General features: G+C 71.7%; 20 protein-coding genes. 9 read left to right on the top strand and 11 right to left on the bottom strand.

The window, feature by feature from the left end; genetic code table 11:
* Positions 1–99: 99 nt before the first annotated feature.
* Both ACFPQ9_RS28970 and ACFPQ9_RS28965 read right to left on the bottom strand, forming a co-directional pair.
* Entirely contained in the window at positions 100–1,080 is a 981-nt protein-coding gene (locus ACFPQ9_RS28970; RefSeq protein WP_380859604.1) for a zinc-binding dehydrogenase, read from the bottom strand.
* 82 nt (positions 1,081–1,162) lie between these two features.
* Complete coding sequence (locus ACFPQ9_RS28965) at positions 1,163–2,323, bottom strand: NAD(P)-binding protein (RefSeq protein ID WP_380859601.1); 1,161 nt, start codon at positions 2,321–2,323, stop codon at positions 1,163–1,165.
* 140 nt (positions 2,324–2,463) lie between these two features.
* Between ACFPQ9_RS28965 and ACFPQ9_RS28960 the strand changes: the two genes are divergently transcribed.
* The gene (locus ACFPQ9_RS28960) at positions 2,464–3,159 is read left to right on the top strand and encodes a pentapeptide repeat-containing protein (RefSeq protein WP_380859598.1); all 696 of its coding nucleotides are present in this window, start codon (positions 2,464–2,466) and stop codon (positions 3,157–3,159) included.
* A 66-nt stretch (positions 3,160–3,225) separates the two neighbouring features.
* Here ACFPQ9_RS28960 and ACFPQ9_RS28955 read toward each other — a convergent pair whose 3' ends face one another.
* Entirely contained in the window at positions 3,226–3,726 is a 501-nt protein-coding gene (locus ACFPQ9_RS28955) for a hypothetical protein (RefSeq protein WP_380859595.1), read from the bottom strand.
* 200 nt (positions 3,727–3,926) lie between these two features.
* Here ACFPQ9_RS28955 and ACFPQ9_RS28950 point away from each other — a divergent pair, with 200 nt between their 5' ends.
* Positions 3,927–5,288 (top strand): M1 family metallopeptidase, encoded by a 1,362-nt coding sequence (locus ACFPQ9_RS28950; protein ID WP_380859856.1) that lies wholly within the window; start codon positions 3,927–3,929, stop codon positions 5,286–5,288.
* 34 nt (positions 5,289–5,322) lie between these two features.
* Here the strand turns inward: ACFPQ9_RS28950 and ACFPQ9_RS28945 are convergent, their stop codons facing one another.
* Complete coding sequence (locus ACFPQ9_RS28945) at positions 5,323–5,871, bottom strand: GNAT family N-acetyltransferase (protein WP_380859592.1); 549 nt, start codon at positions 5,869–5,871, stop codon at positions 5,323–5,325.
* A 104-nt stretch (positions 5,872–5,975) separates the two neighbouring features.
* Complete coding sequence (locus ACFPQ9_RS28940) at positions 5,976–6,551, bottom strand: TerD family protein (protein WP_380859589.1); 576 nt, start codon at positions 6,549–6,551, stop codon at positions 5,976–5,978.
* 178 nt (positions 6,552–6,729) lie between these two features.
* Between ACFPQ9_RS28940 and arfB the strand changes: the two genes are divergently transcribed.
* Together arfB and ACFPQ9_RS28930 are read left to right on the top strand one after the other, a co-directional pair.
* Complete coding sequence (gene arfB, locus ACFPQ9_RS28935; RefSeq protein WP_380859586.1) at positions 6,730–7,167, top strand: alternative ribosome rescue aminoacyl-tRNA hydrolase ArfB; 438 nt, start codon at positions 6,730–6,732, stop codon at positions 7,165–7,167.
* Positions 7,168–7,251: 84 nt separating this feature from the next.
* Entirely contained in the window at positions 7,252–8,163 is a 912-nt protein-coding gene (locus tag ACFPQ9_RS28930) for a sigma-70 family RNA polymerase sigma factor (RefSeq protein WP_380859584.1), read from the top strand.
* A gap of 49 nt (positions 8,164–8,212) precedes the next feature.
* Here the strand turns inward: ACFPQ9_RS28930 and ACFPQ9_RS28925 are convergent, their stop codons facing one another.
* On the bottom strand, positions 8,213–8,686 hold the full coding sequence (locus ACFPQ9_RS28925) for a GNAT family N-acetyltransferase (protein ID WP_380859582.1): 474 nt from the start codon (positions 8,684–8,686) through the stop codon (positions 8,213–8,215).
* Between the two features lie 81 nt (positions 8,687–8,767).
* Complete coding sequence (locus ACFPQ9_RS28920; RefSeq protein ID WP_380859579.1) at positions 8,768–9,367, bottom strand: flavin reductase family protein; 600 nt, start codon at positions 9,365–9,367, stop codon at positions 8,768–8,770.
* Between the two features lie 337 nt (positions 9,368–9,704).
* Here ACFPQ9_RS28920 and cdgB point away from each other — a divergent pair, with 337 nt between their 5' ends.
* Both cdgB and ACFPQ9_RS28910 read left to right on the top strand, forming a co-directional pair.
* On the top strand, positions 9,705–11,360 hold the full coding sequence (gene cdgB / locus ACFPQ9_RS28915) for a diguanylate cyclase CdgB (RefSeq protein ID WP_380859576.1): 1,656 nt from the start codon (positions 9,705–9,707) through the stop codon (positions 11,358–11,360).
* Between the two features lie 119 nt (positions 11,361–11,479).
* Positions 11,480–12,427 carry a CBM35 domain-containing protein gene (locus ACFPQ9_RS28910; RefSeq protein WP_380859573.1) on the top strand — a complete coding sequence of 316 codons (948 nt, stop codon included), beginning with the start codon at positions 11,480–11,482 and terminating at the stop codon, positions 12,425–12,427.
* 44 nt (positions 12,428–12,471) lie between these two features.
* On the opposite strand, the gene ACFPQ9_RS28905 is transcribed toward ACFPQ9_RS28910, so the two are convergent.
* From ACFPQ9_RS28905 to ACFPQ9_RS28890, 4 genes are all read right to left on the bottom strand, one after another.
* Positions 12,472–12,873, bottom strand: a complete 402-nt coding sequence (locus tag ACFPQ9_RS28905; RefSeq protein ID WP_380859571.1) for an SH3 domain-containing protein — start codon at positions 12,871–12,873, stop codon at positions 12,472–12,474.
* A 90-nt stretch (positions 12,874–12,963) separates the two neighbouring features.
* Entirely contained in the window at positions 12,964–13,893 is a 930-nt protein-coding gene (locus ACFPQ9_RS28900; RefSeq protein WP_380859568.1) for a 1-phosphofructokinase family hexose kinase, read from the bottom strand.
* 144 nt (positions 13,894–14,037) lie between these two features.
* Positions 14,038–15,249 carry an N-acetylglucosamine-6-phosphate deacetylase gene (gene nagA / locus ACFPQ9_RS28895; RefSeq protein ID WP_380859565.1) on the bottom strand — a complete coding sequence of 404 codons (1,212 nt, stop codon included), beginning with the start codon at positions 15,247–15,249 and terminating at the stop codon, positions 14,038–14,040.
* Entirely contained in the window at positions 15,249–16,193 is a 945-nt protein-coding gene (locus ACFPQ9_RS28890) for an ROK family protein (RefSeq protein ID WP_380859562.1), read from the bottom strand. Before ACFPQ9_RS28890 ends, nagA begins: the two co-directional genes overlap by 1 nt.
* Before the next feature lie 119 nt (positions 16,194–16,312).
* Here ACFPQ9_RS28890 and ACFPQ9_RS28885 point away from each other — a divergent pair, with 119 nt between their 5' ends.
* Genes ACFPQ9_RS28885 through otsB form a run of 3 tightly spaced genes read left to right on the top strand, consistent with a single transcriptional unit; the run spans position 16,313 to position 18,827 of the window.
* The gene (locus tag ACFPQ9_RS28885) at positions 16,313–17,614 is read left to right on the top strand and encodes an ABC transporter substrate-binding protein (protein ID WP_465269587.1); all 1,302 of its coding nucleotides are present in this window, start codon (positions 16,313–16,315) and stop codon (positions 17,612–17,614) included.
* Positions 17,615–17,650: 36 nt separating this feature from the next.
* On the top strand, positions 17,651–17,902 hold the full coding sequence (locus tag ACFPQ9_RS28880; RefSeq protein WP_380859559.1) for a DUF3263 domain-containing protein: 252 nt from the start codon (positions 17,651–17,653) through the stop codon (positions 17,900–17,902).
* 52 nt (positions 17,903–17,954) lie between these two features.
* Positions 17,955–18,827 (top strand): trehalose-phosphatase, encoded by an 873-nt coding sequence (gene otsB, locus ACFPQ9_RS28875; RefSeq protein ID WP_380859555.1) that lies wholly within the window; start codon positions 17,955–17,957, stop codon positions 18,825–18,827.
* The last annotated feature ends 4 nt before the right edge of the window (positions 18,828–18,831 follow it).

Raw genomic sequence — 18,831 nt, 5'->3', positions numbered from 1 at the left:
CCGTTCGGGTGACGGTCACCTGGCCAGAAGACCATGGTTCGGGACGGGTCGCATCTGGGGAGGGGCCCGGTATCCGGCCGGGCCGGGCCTTGTGGCTGGTCATGGCTCCAGTACCACCTTTCCGGTGGTCGCGCGGTTCTCCAGGGCGCGATGGGCGGCCGCCGCCTCGGCGAGCGGGAAGCGCTGCACGGCCGGGGTGAGCCGGCCCGCGGCGGCCTCGGCGAGCGCGCGCAGTTCGAGGGTCTGTACGGGATTGGGGCCGCCGGCCCTGCGCATCATCGCGGGGCCGAGGACGTTCTCGGAGACGCCGTCGACGAGGTAGGGCTCGCCGTCGTGCAGTCCCTGGCCCGACCAGCCGAAGACGAGGTGCCGGCCGCCGGGCGAGAGCAGGGCGACGCACGCGCGGGCCACGTCGCCGCCGACACCGTCGAGGACGACGGTCGCGCCGCGCCCGCCGAGGAAGGCGCGCACCTTCCCGGGCCACGCCGGGTCGGTGTAGTCGACGGCGAGATCGGCGCCGTTCTCCCGCACCCGGGCGGCCTTCTCGGGCCCTCCGGCCAGCCCCACGACGAGCGCGCCCGTGTTCTTGGCGTACTGCACGAGCAGGGTGCCGATGCCGCCGGCCGCCGCCGGGATCACGGCCACCGCGTCCGGGCCGAGCTCGGCGAACTGGAGGATCCCCATCGCCGTACGGCCCGTGCCGATCATGGCGACGGCCTGGGCGAAGTCGAGGCCCGCCGGGATCTCGTGGACGCGGTCGACATCGGTGACGGCGAGCTCGGCGTAGCCTCCCGGCGCGAAGCCCAGGTGGGCGACGACGCGCCTGCCGAGCCAGAGTTCCGCCACGCCCTCGCCGAGGGACTCGACGACTCCGGCGACCTCACGGCCGGGGATCGTGGGCAGGACGGGCGGCTCGGGTGCCGGGCCCTGGATGCCCTCGCGCAGGGCCGTGTCGAGGAGATGGACACCGGCCGCCGCGACGGCGATCCGGACCTGGCCGGGTCCTGGTACCGGGTTGTCGGTCGGTTCGTAGGCCAGGTTCTCGGCCGGGCCGAAGGTGTGCAGGCGGATGGCGTGCATCGAGGGTCCCCCATCACTTGGAACTCGGTTCTGTCCGGGCCGCCCGCCGGGTCACCGTAGGCGGCTGAACGATGCTCCGACCTCAAGCTCGCTTGAGGTCAAGGGCGGGCCGGCCGAGGGCCAGGGACACGGCCGTCAGCGCGCTGTTGAAGGACACCTCGGACAGCACGCCCGGGGCCGCGACCTGATCGCCCGCCAGATAGACCCCGTCGCCGCGGTCGACGGCCGGGCGGTCGCGCCAGCTGGTGCCGGGCAGGTCGACCGCGCCGGTACGGCCGTTCGCCACGGCCTCGCCGCGCCAGGTGACGCGCTCGCGCCAGCCGGGGAAGCCGAGGTCGAGGAGCTCCTCGGCGCGGGCGATGCCGTCGGCCTTGGACTCGTGCGGGGCGAGCGGAATCTGCCCCTGGATCAGCTGCTCGCCGGCCGGTGCCAGGGAGCGGTCCTGCGCGGTGAACCGCTCCAGCCACCCGGTCCGGTCGAGGTCGGAGACGATGAAGGAGTCCCCGCGCCGGGTGCGTACGGCGAGGTCGATCAGTGCCGTACGGCCGCTCGTCCAGGCCAGGGAGTCGTCCCCGAGGAGGTGGCGGGCCGCGGCGAGCGAGGTGGCGACGACGACCGGCGTGTCGGTCGGGACGGCGTCGATCCGGGACAGGGTCTCCATCCGCACCCCGAGGTTCCACGCGCGGGCCGCCATCCGGTCGATGAGGCTCGCCCAGCCGCCCTTCGGATAGTGCGCCTCCGGCGGCAGCTTGGTCGCCCGGCGCAGCCGCTCCTGCACGAACGCGGCGGACAGGGCGCCGGGGTCGTGGTGGAACAGCGCGACGGCGGAGTAGTGGGCGGCGGCACGCGCGCCCTCCTCGCCCGCGATGCCGGTCGCCCACGTCATGAAGTCGACGTCGACGGGCGCCTGCGGCAGGGCGGGCCGCAGCAGCTTGAGCATGGCGAACGGCGGGGTGCGGCGCAGGACGCCGCGGTGCCGCAGCCTGAGCCGGGCGGCCTCAAGGGGCGGGATCGGCGCGAGCGGGCCGATGAGGTCCCGCTGCTTGAGCCAGGTCCAGTGCGGGCCGCCGCTGTAGAGGGCGTGCGGTCCCTCGTTGGTCCGGTACGGCCCCTCGGCGGTCCGCGCCCGCCCACCGAGGGTGTGGTGGGCCTCGTACACGGTGACCTTGGCGCCCGCCTCGGCGGCGGTGATGGCCGCGGTGAGTCCGGCGAAGCCGCCGCCGACGACGGTGATGCGGTGCATGGCTGGGGGTCTCCCTCTCGCTCGGTTCGCCTTCCTTGGCTTCCTCTGTGAGTACGACGGTCCGCGGCCACCGGAATGTGACATCACCGGTGTCGGTGCTGGTCAGGGGGATTGTCAGTGGCGGGGTGCAGCATGGGGGCATGGCGAGGAGAGCGACGGGTGCGAGCGGCGGGCCGGGCAGGGGTGCGGTGAAGGGGGCGCGGCGGCCGGAGCTGCGGCTGCCGGCACTGGAGCCGTTCCGGGGCGGGGAGTTGGAGCCGGACGGGGACTACGACAGCCTGGAGTTCCGCGAGGAGGACCTCACCGGGCACGACGGCGGCGGGGCCCGCTTCATGGACTGCGCGCTGAAGGGCTGCGTCCTGGACGAGACGCGGCTGCAGCACGCGCGGATCCTCGACTCGGTCCTCACCGGGCCGCGCGGGGTCGGCACCGACCTCGCCGAGGCGACCCTGCGCGATGTGGAGCTGGTCGACGCCCGGCTGGGCGGGGTGCAGCTGCACGGCTCCGTGCTGGAGCGGGTGGTGATCCGCGGCGGCAAGATCGACTACCTGAACATGCGCAAGGCCCGGCTCAGAGACGTCGTCTTCGAGGGCTGCGTCCTGGTCGAGCCGGACTTCGGGGGAGCCCGGCTCGAGCGGGTGGAGTTCGTGGACTGCGCCGTGAAGGGGGTGGACTTCACCGGGGCCACACTGACGGACGTGGACCTGCGCGGGGCGGCGGAGCTGGAGATCGCCCGGGGGGTGGACCGGCTGGCCGGGGCGGTGATCAGTTCGGGTCAACTGCTGGACCTGGCACCGGTGTTGGCGGCTCAGCTGGGGGTCCGGGTGGAGGGCTGACGACTGCTGAGACACCGCGCGCCGGTCCGATGTCCGGCCATGGGCCTCGGCATCGCCCCGGGTGGGTCACCCCACCCGGGGAAAGCGCGCCTGGAGCGTCCAGATCGCCGGGTTCTCGCCCAGGTCCTCGTGCAGGTCGATCAGATCGGCGAGCAGGTCGTGCAGGAAGTCGCGGGCCTCGCGGCGCAGTTCCGCATGGGCGAAGGACAGCGGGGGCTCCTCGGCCGGCATCCAGTCCGCCTCGATGTCCACCCAGCCGAAGCGGCGCTCGAAGAGCATGCGGTCGGTCGACTCGGTGAAGTCGAGTTCCGCGTGCTGGGGGCGGGAGGCACGGGAGCCCGCCGGGTCGCGGTCCAGATGCTCGGCGATGTCGCACAGGGCCCAGGCGAAGTCGAGCACCGGCACCCATCCCCAGGCTGTGGACAGCTCCCGGTCCGCCTTGGTGTCGGCGAGATAGACGTCCCCGCAGAACAGGTCGTGGCGCAGGGCGCGGACGTCCGCGCGGCGGTAGTCCGTCTGCGGGGGATCCGGGAAGCGGTTGGAGAGGGCGTAGCCGATGTCGAGCACGGAGGTGATGGTGTCACGGGCGGGCTCATAGGATCACTGACGTGTCCCGTTACGCACCCGTTGTCCCGGCCCGTCCGAACGCACGGGTCCCGTCGGCCGCCCGGCCGCCTTCCGCCCCACGGCCCCTTGCCGAAGCTCGGCCGGTTCTCGCCGTCCGGCCGCTCACGGTCGCCCGGGTCTCCCGGGCCGGCGTCTGCGGCCTGCTCGCCCTCGCCCTGACGGCGTGCGGTGGAGTGGACGGCACTCCCGGCGGTTCCGGCGCGCGCGACCCGTACTTCCCCAAGGCCGGCAACGGCGGCTACGACGTCACCCACTACGGCCTCGACCTCGCCTACGAACCCGGCGACCGCCGGCTCACCGGCACCGCCCTGATCACCGCACGCGCCGAGAAGGACCTGTCCGCCTTCGACCTCGATCTGAAGGGGATGGACGTCGAGCAGGTGTCGGTGGACGGCAAGCGGGCCCGGTGGAGCCGTAACGGCCAGGAGCTGGTCGTCCGGCCGCACGACGACGTCGACCGGGGCGAGACCTTCGAGGTCACCGTCCGCTACTCCGGAACCCCGCAGACGATCACCGACCCCGACGGGTCGGAGGAGGGCTGGCTGCCGACCGACACCGGCGCGCTCGCCCTCGGGGAGCCGACCGGGTCCATGGCGTGGTTCCCCGGCAACCACCACCCCTCGGACAAGGCGGCGTACGACCTCTCGGTCACCGTGCCCAAGGGGCTGGAGGCCGTGTCGAACGGCGAGTTGGCGGGGCGGACCACCCGCGAGGGCCGCACGACCTTCCACTGGCGCACCGCCGAACCCATGGCCGGCTATGTCGTGACCCTCGCCATCGGCGACTACGACATCGCCCGCTCCACCCTCACCACGACCGAGGACGACCTGCCCGTCTACACCGCCGTGGCCCCCGACCAGGCCGGGCCCGCGCGCAAGGTGCTGGCGCGGATCCCCGAGATCATGGAGTGGGCGGAGTACAACTTCGGCCCGTACCCCTTCTCCTCCACCGGCGCGATCGTCGCCGGTGAGGACGACGCCGAGTACGCCCTGGAGACCCAGAACCGGCCGGTCTTCCCGGGCGCCCCGAGCACCGAACTTCTCGTCCACGAGCTCGTCCACCAGTGGTTCGGCAACTCCGTGACGCCGAAGAGCTGGCGGGACATGTGGCTGAACGAGGGCTTCGCGACCTACGCCGAGTGGCTGTGGGAGGAGGACAACGACGGCGACTCCGCCCAGGAGACCTTCGATGCCCTCTACGACCACGGGGAGGACGACCACGAGGGACTCTGGGACTTCCCGCCCGCCGATCCCCCGAGCGCCGCCCGTGTCTCCGACTCGCCCGTCTACGAACGCGGCGCCATGGTCCTCCACAAGATCCGCCGGAAGGTCGGCGACGACACCTTCTACGACATCGTCCAGGGCTGGACCACCACCCACCGCCACGACAACGCGGACACCGCCGACTTCACGTCCTACGTGGAGAAGAAGGCCCCGGACGAGGACTTCACGACCATCTGGAAGGACTGGCTGTACGGGGACGGGCGCCCCGAACACCCGTGACGACGGCTACGACGGCCAGGACCGTGACCGTCGGCTACGCGGGCTGCTCGGCGTCCGTGCCCGAGGGGCCGGTGAGCTGCTTCTGCAGGACCGTGCAGGGGCGGTCGAGCCGGCGGTCACGGCCGTGGGCGAGGGTGTCGTAGCCGAGGGCCGTCCAGAAGGCGACGGCCTCGGGGTTGTTGTCGAGGACGGCCAGGCGTACGGCGGTGCGGCCCGCCGTGCGGAAGCGGTCCTCGACGAGGGTGGCCAGCCGGCGGCCGTATCCCTGCCCGTGGACCGTCGCGTCCACCATCAGCAGCCCGATCCACGGGTCCGGGTCGACCGGGTCCGGGTGCCGGGCCAGGGTGACGGCGATGCCGACCAGTCTGCCCTCGCTGCGGGCGAGCAGCACCTCCGCCCCGGGAACCGCCAACTCGTCGGCCAGCGCGGCGGCCACCTGCTCCGGGCGGACGTCGTCCGGGTCCGGGAACTCGCCGCTGAGCGCGTGGAAGTCGCGGTTGGAGGCGTACAGGGCGGTGAGTTCGGTGAGGACCGGAGCGGGGATGTCGTGGTCGGGGGTGAGGGGCAGGGGATCGAGGATCATTCGGGCAACTTATCGAAGACCTGTGCCCGCCCGACGAAGACCTGTGCCCGTGTAACGCCGGAACCCCCGGCCGGAGCCGGGGGTTCCGGGGTGGTGCGGGGTGCTCAGACGTTCACGCCGAAGTCCTGGGCGATGCCGACCAGGCCCGAGGCGTAGCCCTGGCCGACCGCGCGGAACTTCCACTCGGCGCCGTTGCGGTAGAGCTCGCCGAAGACCATCGCGGTCTCGGTGGCCGCGTCCTCGGAGAGGTCGTAGCGGGCGATCTCGGTGCCGCCGGCCTGGTTGACGATGCGGATGTAGGCGTTGCGGACCTGGCCGAAGTTCTGCGAGCGGTTCTCCGCGTCGTAGATCGAGACCGGGAAGACGATCTTGTCGACGTCGGCCGGGAGGCCGGCGAGGTTGACGTTGATCGCCTCGTCGTCGCCGGCGCCCTCGCCGGTGCGGTTGTCACCGGTGTGGACGATGGTGCTGTCCGGCGTCTGCTTGTTGTTGAAGAAGACGAAGTGGGCGTCCGAGTAGACCTTGCCCGTGGGGTTGACCGCGATCGCCGAGGCGTCGAGGTCGAAGTCCGTGCCGGTGGTGGTGCGGACGTCCCAGCCGAGGCCCACGGTGACGGCGGTCAGGCCCGGAGCCTCCTTGGTGAGCGAGACGTTGCCACCCTTGGACAGGCTTACAGCCATTGTTGGGAGTCCCTTCCCTCGTTGCGGTACGGCTAGAAGCTACAGCTACCCCTATGAACGCGGAGAGGGGTACCTCAGGTTCCAGGTGTCTTTACTTTCTTTGCCAAAGAGCACCCGTTGGGGAGACAACGGGCGGCACGGGATATTCGGGTGACGTGGACCGGACAGACGCGGGACCATGGACGGCATGTCCGGTCCCTACGTCATCCGCGGCTCCGTCTCGCTTCCCGAGGCCGAGCTCATGTGGCGTTTCTCCAGGTCGAGCGGGCCGGGTGGCCAGCACGTCAACACCAGCGACTCCAGGGTGGAGCTGAGCTTCGACCTCGCGAAGACCGAGGCGCTGCCCGAGGTGTGGAAGCGGCGGGCGCTGGAGCGGCTGGCCGGAAAGCTCGTCGACGGCGTCCTCACCGTGCGCGCCTCCGAGCACCGCTCCCAGTGGCGCAACCGCGAGACCGCCGCCGTACGCCTCGCCGCGCTCCTCGCCGAGGCGTCGGCCCCACCGCCCAAGCCGCGCAGGCCGACCCGTATCCCCCGCGGCATCAACGAGCGCCGGCTGCGGGAGAAGAAGCAGCGCTCCGACACCAAGCGCGGGCGGTCCGGGCGGGACTGGGGGTAGCCGCCGGGGCCTGAGGTCACATTCGCGCGGCGCGATCCGTCAAGGCAGTGACGACGGACGGATCGCGACGAGAGGCTGTGACCGATGAGCGCCGATGGCACTGGCACCGACGACACCGACTTCCTCGCCCGGCGCTTCGAGGCGCACCGCGGCCATCTGCGGGCCGTGGCGCACCGCATGCTCGGGTCGACGGCCGAGGCCGAGGACGCGGTGCAGGAGGCGTGGTTCCGGATGAGCCGCTCCGACACCAGCCGGGTCGACAACCTCGGCGGCTGGCTGACGACCGTCGTCGGCCGGGTCTGTCTCGACATGCTCCGCTCCCGCAAGTCGCGCGCGGAGGAGCCCCTGGACACCACCGCGGCACCGACCGCCGCCTCCGCATCCGCCGCCGTCTCGCCGCCCGTCGACCCCGAGCAGGATGCGCTCCTCGCCGACTCGGTGGGCGTCGCCCTGCTCGTCGTACTGGACACCCTGACCCCCTCCGAGCGGCTCGCGTTCGTGCTGCACGACCTGTTCGGGGTGCCGTACGAGGAGGTCGCGGCCGTCGTGGACCGTACGCCGGCCGCCGCGCGGCAGCTCGCCAGCCGGGCGCGGCGCCGGGTGCAGGGCGCCGAGGTGCCCGAGCACGACCGGGCCCTGCGGCGCCGGCAGTGGGAGGTGGTCGACGCCTTCCTCGCCGCTGCGCGCCAGGGCGACTTCGAGGGGCTGCTCGATGTCCTCGACCCGGATGTCATCGCACGCTCCGAGGCCGGCGTGACGACCGGCGCGGCGGCGGTGGCGCGGGGCGCCTCGACGTTCGGGCCGGCCGCCCTGGGCGCGCGGCCCGCCCTCGTCGCCCGGCACGCGCTGGTCGACGGCGCGCCCGGCTGCGTGGTGCTGTCCGGCGGACGGGTGGAACGGGCGCTGCGGTTTGCGTTCGTACGGGATCGGATCGCCGTGATCGACATCGTGACGGATGCGGAGCGCGTGGCCCGGCTGGACATCGAGCCGGTCTAGAGCCGGCGGGCGGGGCGGGACGTCCGACAGGGGGCGGCTGCCGTCCCGCCTACAGCTCCAGCACGCCCACCGTCTGGCCGCCGGAGGTCTCCCCGGTGGGCCGGAAGCCCAGACCCGCGTAGAAGCCCTCCGGGCCGTCGGGGCCGGGGTGCCAGGTGACGTAGAGCTCGCCGGTGCCCCGGCGGCGCAGCTCCGTGGCCACGGACTCCACGGCGAAACGGCCGTAGCCCCGGCCCTGCTCCCCGGCGGCGATGTTCAGCCGCCACAGGCCGGAGCGGCGCAGGCTGCCGTCGCCGCGCCAGTCGATGTCGAGGAAGGCCATCAGGAAGCCGACGGGGCGGTCGCCGTCGACGATGAGACGGGGCCAGGCGACGCCCTCGGGATGCACGTAAGCCTCCGCGAGGGACTCCACAACGGGGGAGACCGCGTGTTCCTGGTCGGGCCGGACCCGTATGCCGGTGGCGGCTTCGAAATTTCCAGGTGTGATCTTTTCGAGACGGAGTGCGGAAGTCGGCGGCGTCATCCCGACAAGGTATGCCGCATGATCATTCGTCGGCCACGGGAATTCGACTGCCGTATCCGACTCGCGCATCCGCCGCGGAGATCATCCCAACTGCCGGTAACGGCCCCGGAAATAGGTCAGCGGGCCTCCGTCCGCACTCGGCAGTGAGGCCGACAGGACGCGGCCGATCACCAGGGTGTGGTCGCCGGCCGTCACCCGCTGCTCGGTGCGGCACTCCAGGGTGGCGAGGGCGCCGCCCACCAGAGGGGCGCCGGTCTCCTTGCCGCGGACGTAGGGGATGTCGGCGAACAGCAGGCGGTCGCTGACCCGGCCCTTCATCGCGAAGCGCCCGGCGATATGGCGCTGGCTCTCGGCGAGGACCGAGACCGCCCACAGCGGCTGCTCGTCGAGCAGCTCGTCCATACGGGCTCCCGTACGTAGGCTGACCAGCACCAATGGCGGATCCAGGGACACCGACATGAACGCCGTCGCCGTCATGCCGACGTCCTCGCCGGGCGGCGCGTGCGGGTCGTCCGGGTCCAGCGGCGGCTCCAGCGCGGTCACCAGGACCACACCCGCGGCCAACCGCGACATCGCGGCACGGAACTTCTCGTCGCTCACTCCCTCAGCATGCCCAAGGGGGCCGCGGGAAGCGGGGAGGACGGCGGTCAGGGGCTGCGCGGGGAGAGAAGTGTTCGGCACGCCGGAAACGCTAATGTCGGTCCCGCGCACGCCGCATCGGGCCTGCGCCCGAGAACGGACCTAGGACTCCCGACGGAGTCGCACGGAACTGTTCGCGGCCGTTTCGTGCCATCTCCACGCGTGCAACAACTTTGCGTTCAGTAAACACACAGGAAAAACGCAGAAACACCGCTCAATTGTTCACGTTTAGCTGTGACTTGAGTCACAAGAGCCATTAATTGTTGACCCTGTGTACCGAGTGGGCAGCGCGCTGTGATTCAGTGGCGGGGACTAGCAAGGGAAGTTACGCCGAAGTAGAACCCTTGATTCGCTGCGAGGTCTCGGGGGGAGGGCGAGCATGGAGACCGAGTCGGAGCCGTACGTCCGTCTTGCGACCCTGCGACAACTGCACCAGGTCATGGCCGATATGAACACGGCACGCAGCCTGGCGGACACCCTGCAGACCGTTGCCGACGGCGTGGTCAACGGTCTCGGCTACGAGCTGGCGTGCGTCAACCTCGTGCGCCACGACGGCGATCTCGTCGTCGCCGCCTTCTCCGGCAACCCCGCCGCCGAGGCCCTCATCACCGGCCGGGTCGGCTCGCGCGAGTCGTGGGAGCGCCGGCTGGGCATGGGGCAGCACTGGGGCGACCTGGTGTTCATCCCGCACACCGAGGGCTGGATCCTCGACGACGACGACGTCCCGCAGTGGTACACCGACGGGCCCGCGCCCCGCTTCGAGGACGAGTGGCACCCCTCGGACCGTCTGTTCGCGCCGATGTACACGCCCGGCGTGCAGGGCGGCGCGTGCGGCGAGCTGATCGGCGTCCTGTCCGTGGACCGGCCGCGCAACGGCCGGCTGCCGGGCGCGTGGGGGCGCGAGGCGCTCCAGATGTACGCCTTCCAGGCAGCCATCGCGATCAGCAACGCACGTCTACGCGCGAATATGCAGCGGGCATTGGTCAGGCTGGAGCGCGAGCAGCAGGCGTTGCGTGCCAGCGAGGAAAGCTTCAGGCAGGCCTTCGAGTACGCCCCCTCCGGCATGGCCATCGCCGAAATGGGCGGCGACCAGCACGGACGTATCCTCCGGACCAACGACGCGCTCTGCCGCCTCCTCGGCCGCCCCGCCTCCGCGATGCGCCGGTACTCCTTCTCCGACCTCGTCCACCCCGAGGACATCGGCACGCTGCTGCGGACCTCGGCGGAGGGCGGCCGGGCGGAGCTCAGGCTGGGCCGCCGCGACGGCACGTACGTCTGGGTCTCGCTCCGCAACTCCGTCGTGGCGGACGCGGCCGACGGCCCCCGCTTCCTCCTCACCCACGTCGAGGACATCGAGGAACGCAAGCGCCGCGAGCTCCAGCTCGCCCACCGCGCCTCGCACGACTCGCTCACCGGCCTGCCGAACTCCGCCGAGCTGCGCGCGCGCCTGGCCGCGCGGCTGTGCCGGCGCCCCTCCCACGCGGGCGCCCTGGAGTCCATGGACGCCGCCTACGGCCACCCCGCCGTCTTCGACGCCAACGGCCACGGCTTCGACTTCCCGGGTGCGGCGGCACTGGACGCCTACGACCACCACGTCCACATCGTCTCCCCGGACGAGGCCGAGCGGGACGACGGCACCAAGGGGCTCGCGGTGCTCTTCTGCGACCTCGACGGCTTCAAGTCGATCAACGACCGGTTCGGGCACAACGCGGGTGACGCGGTTCTCATCGAGGTCGCCCGGCGGCTGACCCGCCAGGTCCGCGACGGCGACACCGTCGCCCGGCTCGGCGGCGACGAGTTCGTGATCCTCGCCGACGGGCTCGGCCGCGCGGACGCCCAGGATCTGGCCGTACGCCTGCGCAACGAGATCATCCAGCCGATCCGGGCCGAGGGCCGTGCGGTCCGCGTGGGTGCCAGCTTCGGCATCGGCTGGGCGCACTGCGGCATGACTGCGGACGAAGTGTTGAAGTCTGCCGACGAGCGGATGTACGTAGAGAAACGATCTCGTCCCAAACAACACAGACGCGCCGGATGAATCCCAGGTCAGCGAGCTGATGCGGTCTGAGTCACCCGTTTGGGCCAGCAGGAGCGGGTAGGCTCCCCTTTCTGACCGTCCTATCGCAACGCCCGCACCTGGTGAGGAGTACCACAGGGATGACGTCCGGCAACAACGGCGCGAACACGCCGCCCGAGGACGACGACCCGTTCGGCTACCTCTACGCCGACGGCCAGGCCAACGGGGCCCAGCCGCCGTCCGGTGGCGGGGGTTACGGGTACCCGGGCTCGGTCAACCGTGTGCGCGCGGTCGGCCAGCGCCAGTACGGCCAGCAGGCGGCGCCGGCGGCGCCCGCCCCGGTGCCGCAGCAGCAGGGCACCTACGGCCAGCCGAACGCGCACTACGCGGCGCCGGAGACCCTGCCCGGCGGGGCGACCACGGTCCAGCAACAGCAGCCGTCGTACGGCGGCGGCCGAGGCCGCGGCCCCAACACCAAGGGCCTCCTCATCGGCGCGATCGCCGTCGTCGCGGCGGTCGTCATCGGCATCAGCGTGGCCATGCTGGGCGGCGACGACGACCCGGACGACAAGAACAACGACGCCGCGTCGACACCGACCCAGTCCCAGAGCGCGGATTCCAAGCCGTCGGCGAGCAGCAGCGCCGGGGCGAGCGAGGAGGATCTGCCGAAGATCGACGCCAAGGCGCTCCGCCTGGACGGTGGTGCCGCCACGGCCTCCGACTTCAAGGGCGCCGAGGCGGACGGTGGCGTCTACGTCACCAACTTCAACCAGGTCGGCGCCAAGGTCACCTGGTCCGTCAGCGACATCGAGAAGGCCGGCACCTACCGGCTGTACGTGCGCTACGGCGTCCCCGGGAAGGACGCCAACGCGACGCTTGTCGTCAACGGCACCGCCAACAACCAGCCGCTGAACATGGAGAACTTCGGCAAAACGCCCGAGGGTGACTGGGAAAAGGGCTGGAAGACCACCTGGGCCAACGTGAACCTGAACAAGGGCACGAACACGATCGAGATCGCCTGCAACGACGGGAACCAGTGCGAGGCCGTCCTGGACCAGCTGTCGCTGACCACGGAGAGCGGAAACTGAGTCGTACGACGGCGGCCGTCCTTCGGAGTGATGCAGCGGTCAGGTCACTCGACGCGACCCCACTCGAGGCACCGGGTCGCGGCGTATGCCTTCTTGCCGTTCCAGCGCACCTCGTGCCAGCGCTTCTCGGTCGGCGAGGTGCTCGTGCACTTGTAGCTGCCGCCGTCGACCGCGCTACAGCCTGCGACCCAGCACTTGACGATCTTCCCCTTCTTCAGGGTGCCGACCTTGCGGGAGGTGGTGCTGGGCTTCTCCCGGATGCTGACGTCCCGGTCGTTGTTCCAGCCGCCGCCCCACTCCTGTGCGGCCGCGCTGATGGTCAGGGCGTCCGCCGCGCGGGCGGTGGTCCCCGGGGCCGCTGTTGCCGCGCCGTTCATGGTCGCGACGAGTCCGACTGAGGCCAGGCCGACTGCGGCGAGGCGCGCGAACTTCCTTGTGTTGTACATGACTTCCCCCAATGGAAGAGGATCCCTGGTCAGGTGGATCCGTGATCGCCGTTGATCATATAAGGCGACATGAGCAGGCGGGGGGAATTGTCAGGCCGCGGTGACCTCGCCCGTCACCGTCACCCGCCCCAGCAGCTCCTCGTACGTCCCCCGGTCGAACTCGCCGGCCACCGGTGACGCCACGGTCGCCGTGCTCAGGGCTGTCGCTCGGGTAAGGCGTTCCGGCCAGGGGAGTTTCTCCACCAGGGCCGACAGCAGGCCCGCCACCGCTGCGTCGCCCGCGCCTGTGGGGTTGCCGTGGAGGCGGCTGGGTGGGGTGGACCGCCAGCGGCCCTCGGGGGTCACAGCCAGCAGGCCCTGCGAGCCCAGGGAGGCGACCACGGACCGGGCGCCGCGCCTTCGGGCGTCCTGCGTGGCGCGCAACGGCTCGTGGGAGCCGGTCAGTTCGGCCAGCTCCTCGGCGTTGGGCTTGATGATGTCCGGGCGGGCGGCGACACCCCGGCGCAGCGCTTCCCCGCTGGTGTCGAGCAGGACGGGGACCTCGGCCGCCTTCGCCGCCCGGACCAGGACCGCGTACGCGCCCACCGGCACCCCCGGCGGCAGGCTGCCGCACAGGGCCACCGCGGTAGATGACGGCAACAGGTCCTCGTACGCCTCCTGGAAGGCGGACCACTCCGTGGGCGTGACCGTCGGGCCGGGCTCGTTGAGCTGGGTCGTGTCGCCGGTCTGTTCGTCGACCACGGCGATCGTGCGGCGGGTAGGGCCCGTCACCGGGACCAGCGCGTCCACCACTCCGGGGGCGCCCGTGAGCAGTTCCTGGACCACCTGGCCCGTCGCGCCGCCCGTGAAGCCCGTGACCGTCACCTCGTGGCCGAGGGCCGCCAGCACCCGGGCCACGTTCAGCCCCTTGCCGCCGGGACGCTCGGTCACCTCGGAGACGCGGTGGGAGGTGTGCGGCCGTAGTGCCGGTACGCGATAGGTGATGTCGAGAGCGGTGTTCAGCGTGACCGTGAGGATCACCTGTACTCGACCTCCCCCGAAGAGTTCAGCATGCGTGTGCCGTCCGTCCGCCGGTCGTTCCCTCCGGCAGATGCCGATCATGCCAAACGGGCGGCAGTCGTCCCAGTCTCGCAGGACAACCACCGCCCTCAACAGGCGGACAGATCACCCCAGTTGCGGTTCAACCACCCATTCACCCCGGCGCATCACGCCCTTCAGATCGAAGTCGGAGTCCAGTACGACCAGGTCGGCGTCCTTGCCGGGCTCCAGCGAGCCGATGCGGTCGTAGCGGCCGAGGAGCTTGGCGGGGTTCGAGGACAGCGCCGCCACCGCGTCCTCCACCGGCAGCCGGTCGACCGTCACCGCCCGCTTGAAGGCGCGGTCCAGCGTGAGGGTCGAGCCCGCGATCGAGCCGCCCTCGACCAGTCGGGCCACCCCGTCGGCGACCTCGACCTCCAGCGGGCCGAGCATGTAGCGGCCGTCGCCGAAGCCGGCCGCGTCCATCGCGTCCGTGATGAACGCGACCCGGTCCGCACCCGCGTGATGGAACGCCAGCTGGAGGGATGCCGGGTGCAGGTGGGTGCCGTCGTTGATCAGCTCGACCGTGATCCGCTCGTCCTCCAGCAGGGCCGCGATCGGACCCGGCTCACGGTGGCCGAGCGGCGGCATCGCGTTGAAGAGGTGGGTGGCGACCGTCGCGCCCGCCTCGATCGCCTCCACCGTCTGCTCGTACGTGGCGTCGGTGTGCCCGATCGCCGCGATGACGCCGTGCTCGGCCAGGAGGCGTACGGAGTCGATGCCGCCCGGCAGTTCGGTGGCGAGGGTCACCATCGTCGCGTGGCCGCGCGCGGCGTCGATCAGCTTGCGCACGTCCGCCGGGTCCGGGTCGCGCAGCAGCTCCTCGGAGTGCGCACCCTTGCGGCACGGGGAGATGAACGGGCCCTCGAAGTGGATGCCCGCGATGTCCCCCTGCTCGGCGAGCTCGCTGAGCAGGCCCGCGCGCCGGGTGAGGAAGTCCATGTCGCCGGTGACGGTGGAGGCGACGAGGGTGGTGGTGCCGTGCAGGCGGTGGGTGTGGATGCCCCGCAGGACGTCCTCGGGCGTGCCCGAGGTGAAGGAGGCTCCGCCGCCGCCGTGGTTGTGGATGTCGACGAAGCCGGGCACGACGTAGTGGCCGTGGAGGTCGGTCACCTGAGCGTTCTCCGGGGCCGTGGCGGAGATCCGGGTGCCGTCGACGATCACTTGGCTGTCTTTGACGGTTCCTGTGGGCATGACCACGTTGGCGCCGGAGAGGACGAGGGGCACATGGCTCGTCGCGGTCTGCGGGTGCGTTGTGGCTGTTCGCGCAGTTCCCCGCGCCCCTGGGTGGGCTGCCATCAGGGAGATACCTCCGTACGGTCGGTTGTGTCGAGGAGATCCCACGCCAGGAGCCCGGCGCCCAGGCATCCCGCCGTGTCGCCCAGGGCCGCGGGGACGATGGACGGCAGCTTCTGGAAAGTGACCCGCTGCCGGACCGCGTCCCGCAGTGGTGTGAACAAGGTTTCCCCCGCCTCGGCGAGGCCGCCACCGATGATCAGGGTGCGGGGGTCCAGCAGGGTGAGGGCGGTGACCAGGCCGTCGGCGAGGGCGTCCACGGCCTGCTGCCAGATTCGTACGGCGTTCGGGTCGCCGGACGCGACGGCCTTGGCGCAGTCCGCGGCGTCCGCCTCCGCGTCCCCGCAGGTGGCGGCCCATGCCTCGCTCACCGCCGCGGCGGACGCGAACCGCTCCAGACAGCCGCGCTGTCCGCACGGACAGGCGGTACCGCCCGGCCGCACGACGATGTGGCCGATCTCGCCCGCGAAGCCGTGCGCACCCGCCTCCACCCGGCCGTCGATGCCGATGGCGCCCGCGATCCCGGTGCCGAGCGGCACGAACAGGAAGCGGTCGGCGCCCCGGCCCGCGCCGATCCGGCCCTCGGCGAGACCGCCGGCGCGCACGTCGTGGCCGAGGGCGACGGGGACGCCGCCGAGCCGTTCGGACAGCAGCCGGCGCAGGGGTACGTCCCGCCAGCCCAGGTTGGCCGAGTAGGCGGCGACGCCCTGCTCCTCGTCGACGATGCCGGGGACGGCGATGCCGACGGCGGCGGCGGGCTCGCCGAAGCGCTCCTCGCCGTGCGCGCGCAGCTCCGCGGCGAAGTCGATGATGCCCTCGACGACCGCGTCCGGCCCGCGCTCGCGCCCGGTCGGGCGGCGGGCCTGGTGCAGCAACTCGCCGCCGGCCCCGGCCAGCGCGGCTTTCATCCCGGTTCCGCCCACATCGAGGGCGATGACATGTCTCACGGGGGACAGTGTCTCTTGCATACCCGCGAGAGGTCTAGTCCACTTACGTGGTGTAGACCTTAGGGGGCAATATGTATGACGTTTCGAAATTTTCGAACTTGGGTGTGGGGCGGTACCGCGTGCAGCGGCGTAGTCGTAGTCGTATTCGTGATCGTGGTCGTGGATTGACGGGAGTGATCGCGGCCGCGTCCGCGCTGGGCCTGACCGCCGCGCTGGGCGGCTGCGGGCTGACCGGTGACTCGGGCGAGGTGACCCTGCGGCTGGTCGCCGCGGACTACGGGGACAGCGAGTCCAACGGCTCCCAGAAGTACTGGGACAAGCTCGTCACGGCCTACGAGGCCGAGCACCCCGGCGTGAAAGTCGACGTCACCGTGTACTCCTGGAACGACGTCGACGCCAAGGTCAAGGAGATGGTCGACGCCGGCAAGGCACCGGACATGGCGCAGATCGGCGCGTACGCCGACTATGCCGCCAAGGGGCTGCTCTACCAGGCCGACGATCTGCTCTCCATCCCCGTCCAGGCCGACTTCGTCGCCCAGTTCGCGGACGCGGGCCGGGTGCGGGACGTGCAGTACGGCATCCCGTTCGCGTCCTCCACGCGGCTGCTCTTCTACAACAAGACGCTCTTCGAGAAGGCCGGCATCTCCGCGCCGACCACCTGGAAGGAACTGGCCACCGACGCCGAGGCGCTCAAGGCCGAGGGCGTGAAGACGCCGTACGCGCTGCCGCTCGGCGCCGAGGAAGCGCAGGCCGAGACGATGCAGTGGCTGCTCAGCGGCGGGGGCGGCTACACCGACAGCGACCTCGGCACCTACAACATCGACTCCGCCGAGAACATCGCCACCTTCGACTGGCTGCGGGACAACCTGGTCGGCAAGGGCCTCACCGGCCCGGTCGCACCCGGTGAGCTCAACCGGGCCGACGCGTTCTCCGCCTTCGCGGCCGGTGACGTCGGCATGCTCAACGGCCACCCGTCCCTGATGCAGATGGCCAAGAAGAAGGGCGTGAAGTTCGGCATGGTGCCGATGCCCGGCCTGGAGGGACCGAGCAAGTTCTCCATGGGCGTGGCGGACTGGATGATGGCCTTCAAGAAGAACGGCCACGCCGACGAGGTGGGCGAGTTCCTGGACTTCGTCTACGACAAGCAGAACGTCCTGGACTTCTCCCGCGAGTACGACCTGCTGCCGGTGACGAACTCCGCGTCCACGGTGATGACCGCGGCAAAGCAGGACGCCGACCTCAAGCCCTTCCTGGAGCGGCTCCCGCTCTCCGAGCTCTACCCGGTCGGCCGGACGTCCTGGGCCGAGGTCAGCGTGGAGATCAAGAAGCGGATCGGCAGGACAGTCACCTCCGGCGGCAACCCCTCGGCGGTGCTGAGCCAGCTCCAGTCGACGGCGACCCGGGCGGAGAACGCCGAGTAGCGGCCGTTGTCGGTGGCGGGGGTTACGGTGCGAGGCATGGACCAGCACCAGGAACCGCCCGAGGGCGCCCTCGCCGACCGCGAGCGGGCGATCCTCGCTCTGGAACGCCGGGGCTTTGCGGGCCCCGGCGTCAAGGAGCGCGCGATACGCGAGGAACTGGGCCTGGCCCCCGTCCGCTACTACCAGCTGCTGAACGCGCTGCTGGACGACCCGAGGGCCCTGGCCCACGACCCGGTGACGGTGAACCGGCTGCGGCGGGTGCGGGAGGCACGGCGGGCGGAGAGATGAGCGAGGGGTGCGCGGGGCGCTCGCTGGATAGGGTCGCCCTATGGCCAGTGACATGGAAAAGGATCTGACCGACCCCGACCCGGCCGACCCCGCGGCCGCCCTGCCCACGCCGGCGACGGCGCCCGGTCGTGACGGGCTCGCCGCCCTCCTCGCGCGGCCCGCGCGAGCCCTCGTCGCCCTGGACTTCGACGGCACGCTCGCGCCGATCGTGCCGGACCCGGAGAAGGCGCGGGCCCACCCCGACGCCCTGCCGGCGCTCACGGCGCTCGCCCCCAAGGTCGCCGCCGTCGCGGTGATCACCGGCCGCCCGGCGGACGTCGCCGTGCGGTACGGCGGATTCGCCGGTGTCCCCGGACTGGAACACCTCGTGGTGCTCGGGCACTACGGCGCCGAGCGCTGGGACGCCGTCAGCGGTGAGGTCACCGCGCCCGACCCGCACCCCGGCGTCGCGGCCGTGCGCGCCGAACTGCCCGCCGTCCTCGACGCCAACGGCGCCGGGACCGGCACCTGGACCGAGGACAAGGGACACGCCGTCGCCGTGCACACACGCCGTGCGGCCGACCCCCAGGGCACCTTCGAGGCCCTGCGCACCCCCCTCGCCGAACTGGCCGCGCGCAACGGCCTGATCGTCGAACCCGGCCGCCTGGTCCTGGAACTGCGCCCGCCCGGCATGGACAAGGGCGTCGCACTCGGCGAGTACGTCCGTGAACTCGGCGCCGAGAGCGTCCTCTACGCCGGCGACGACCTCGGCGACCTGCCCGCCTACGCCGCCGTCGACCAACTCCGCACCGACGGTACCCCCGGCCTGCTGGTGTGCAGCGGCAGCGAGGAGGTCACCGAACTGTCGGAGCGGGCGGACCTCGTGGTGGACGGCCCGGCAGGGGTCGTACGGCTGCTGCGAGCGATCGCCGACCGGGCCGGCTGACCCC

Origin of the sequence: Streptomyces coerulescens (assembly GCF_042657965.1) — a bacterium.
In the GTDB taxonomy this organism is placed as follows: domain Bacteria; phylum Actinomycetota; class Actinomycetes; order Streptomycetales; family Streptomycetaceae; genus Streptomyces; species Streptomyces coerulescens.
The sequence above is the reverse complement of the archived record's forward strand: the minus strand, read 5'-3'. Positions and strand labels throughout refer to the sequence as shown.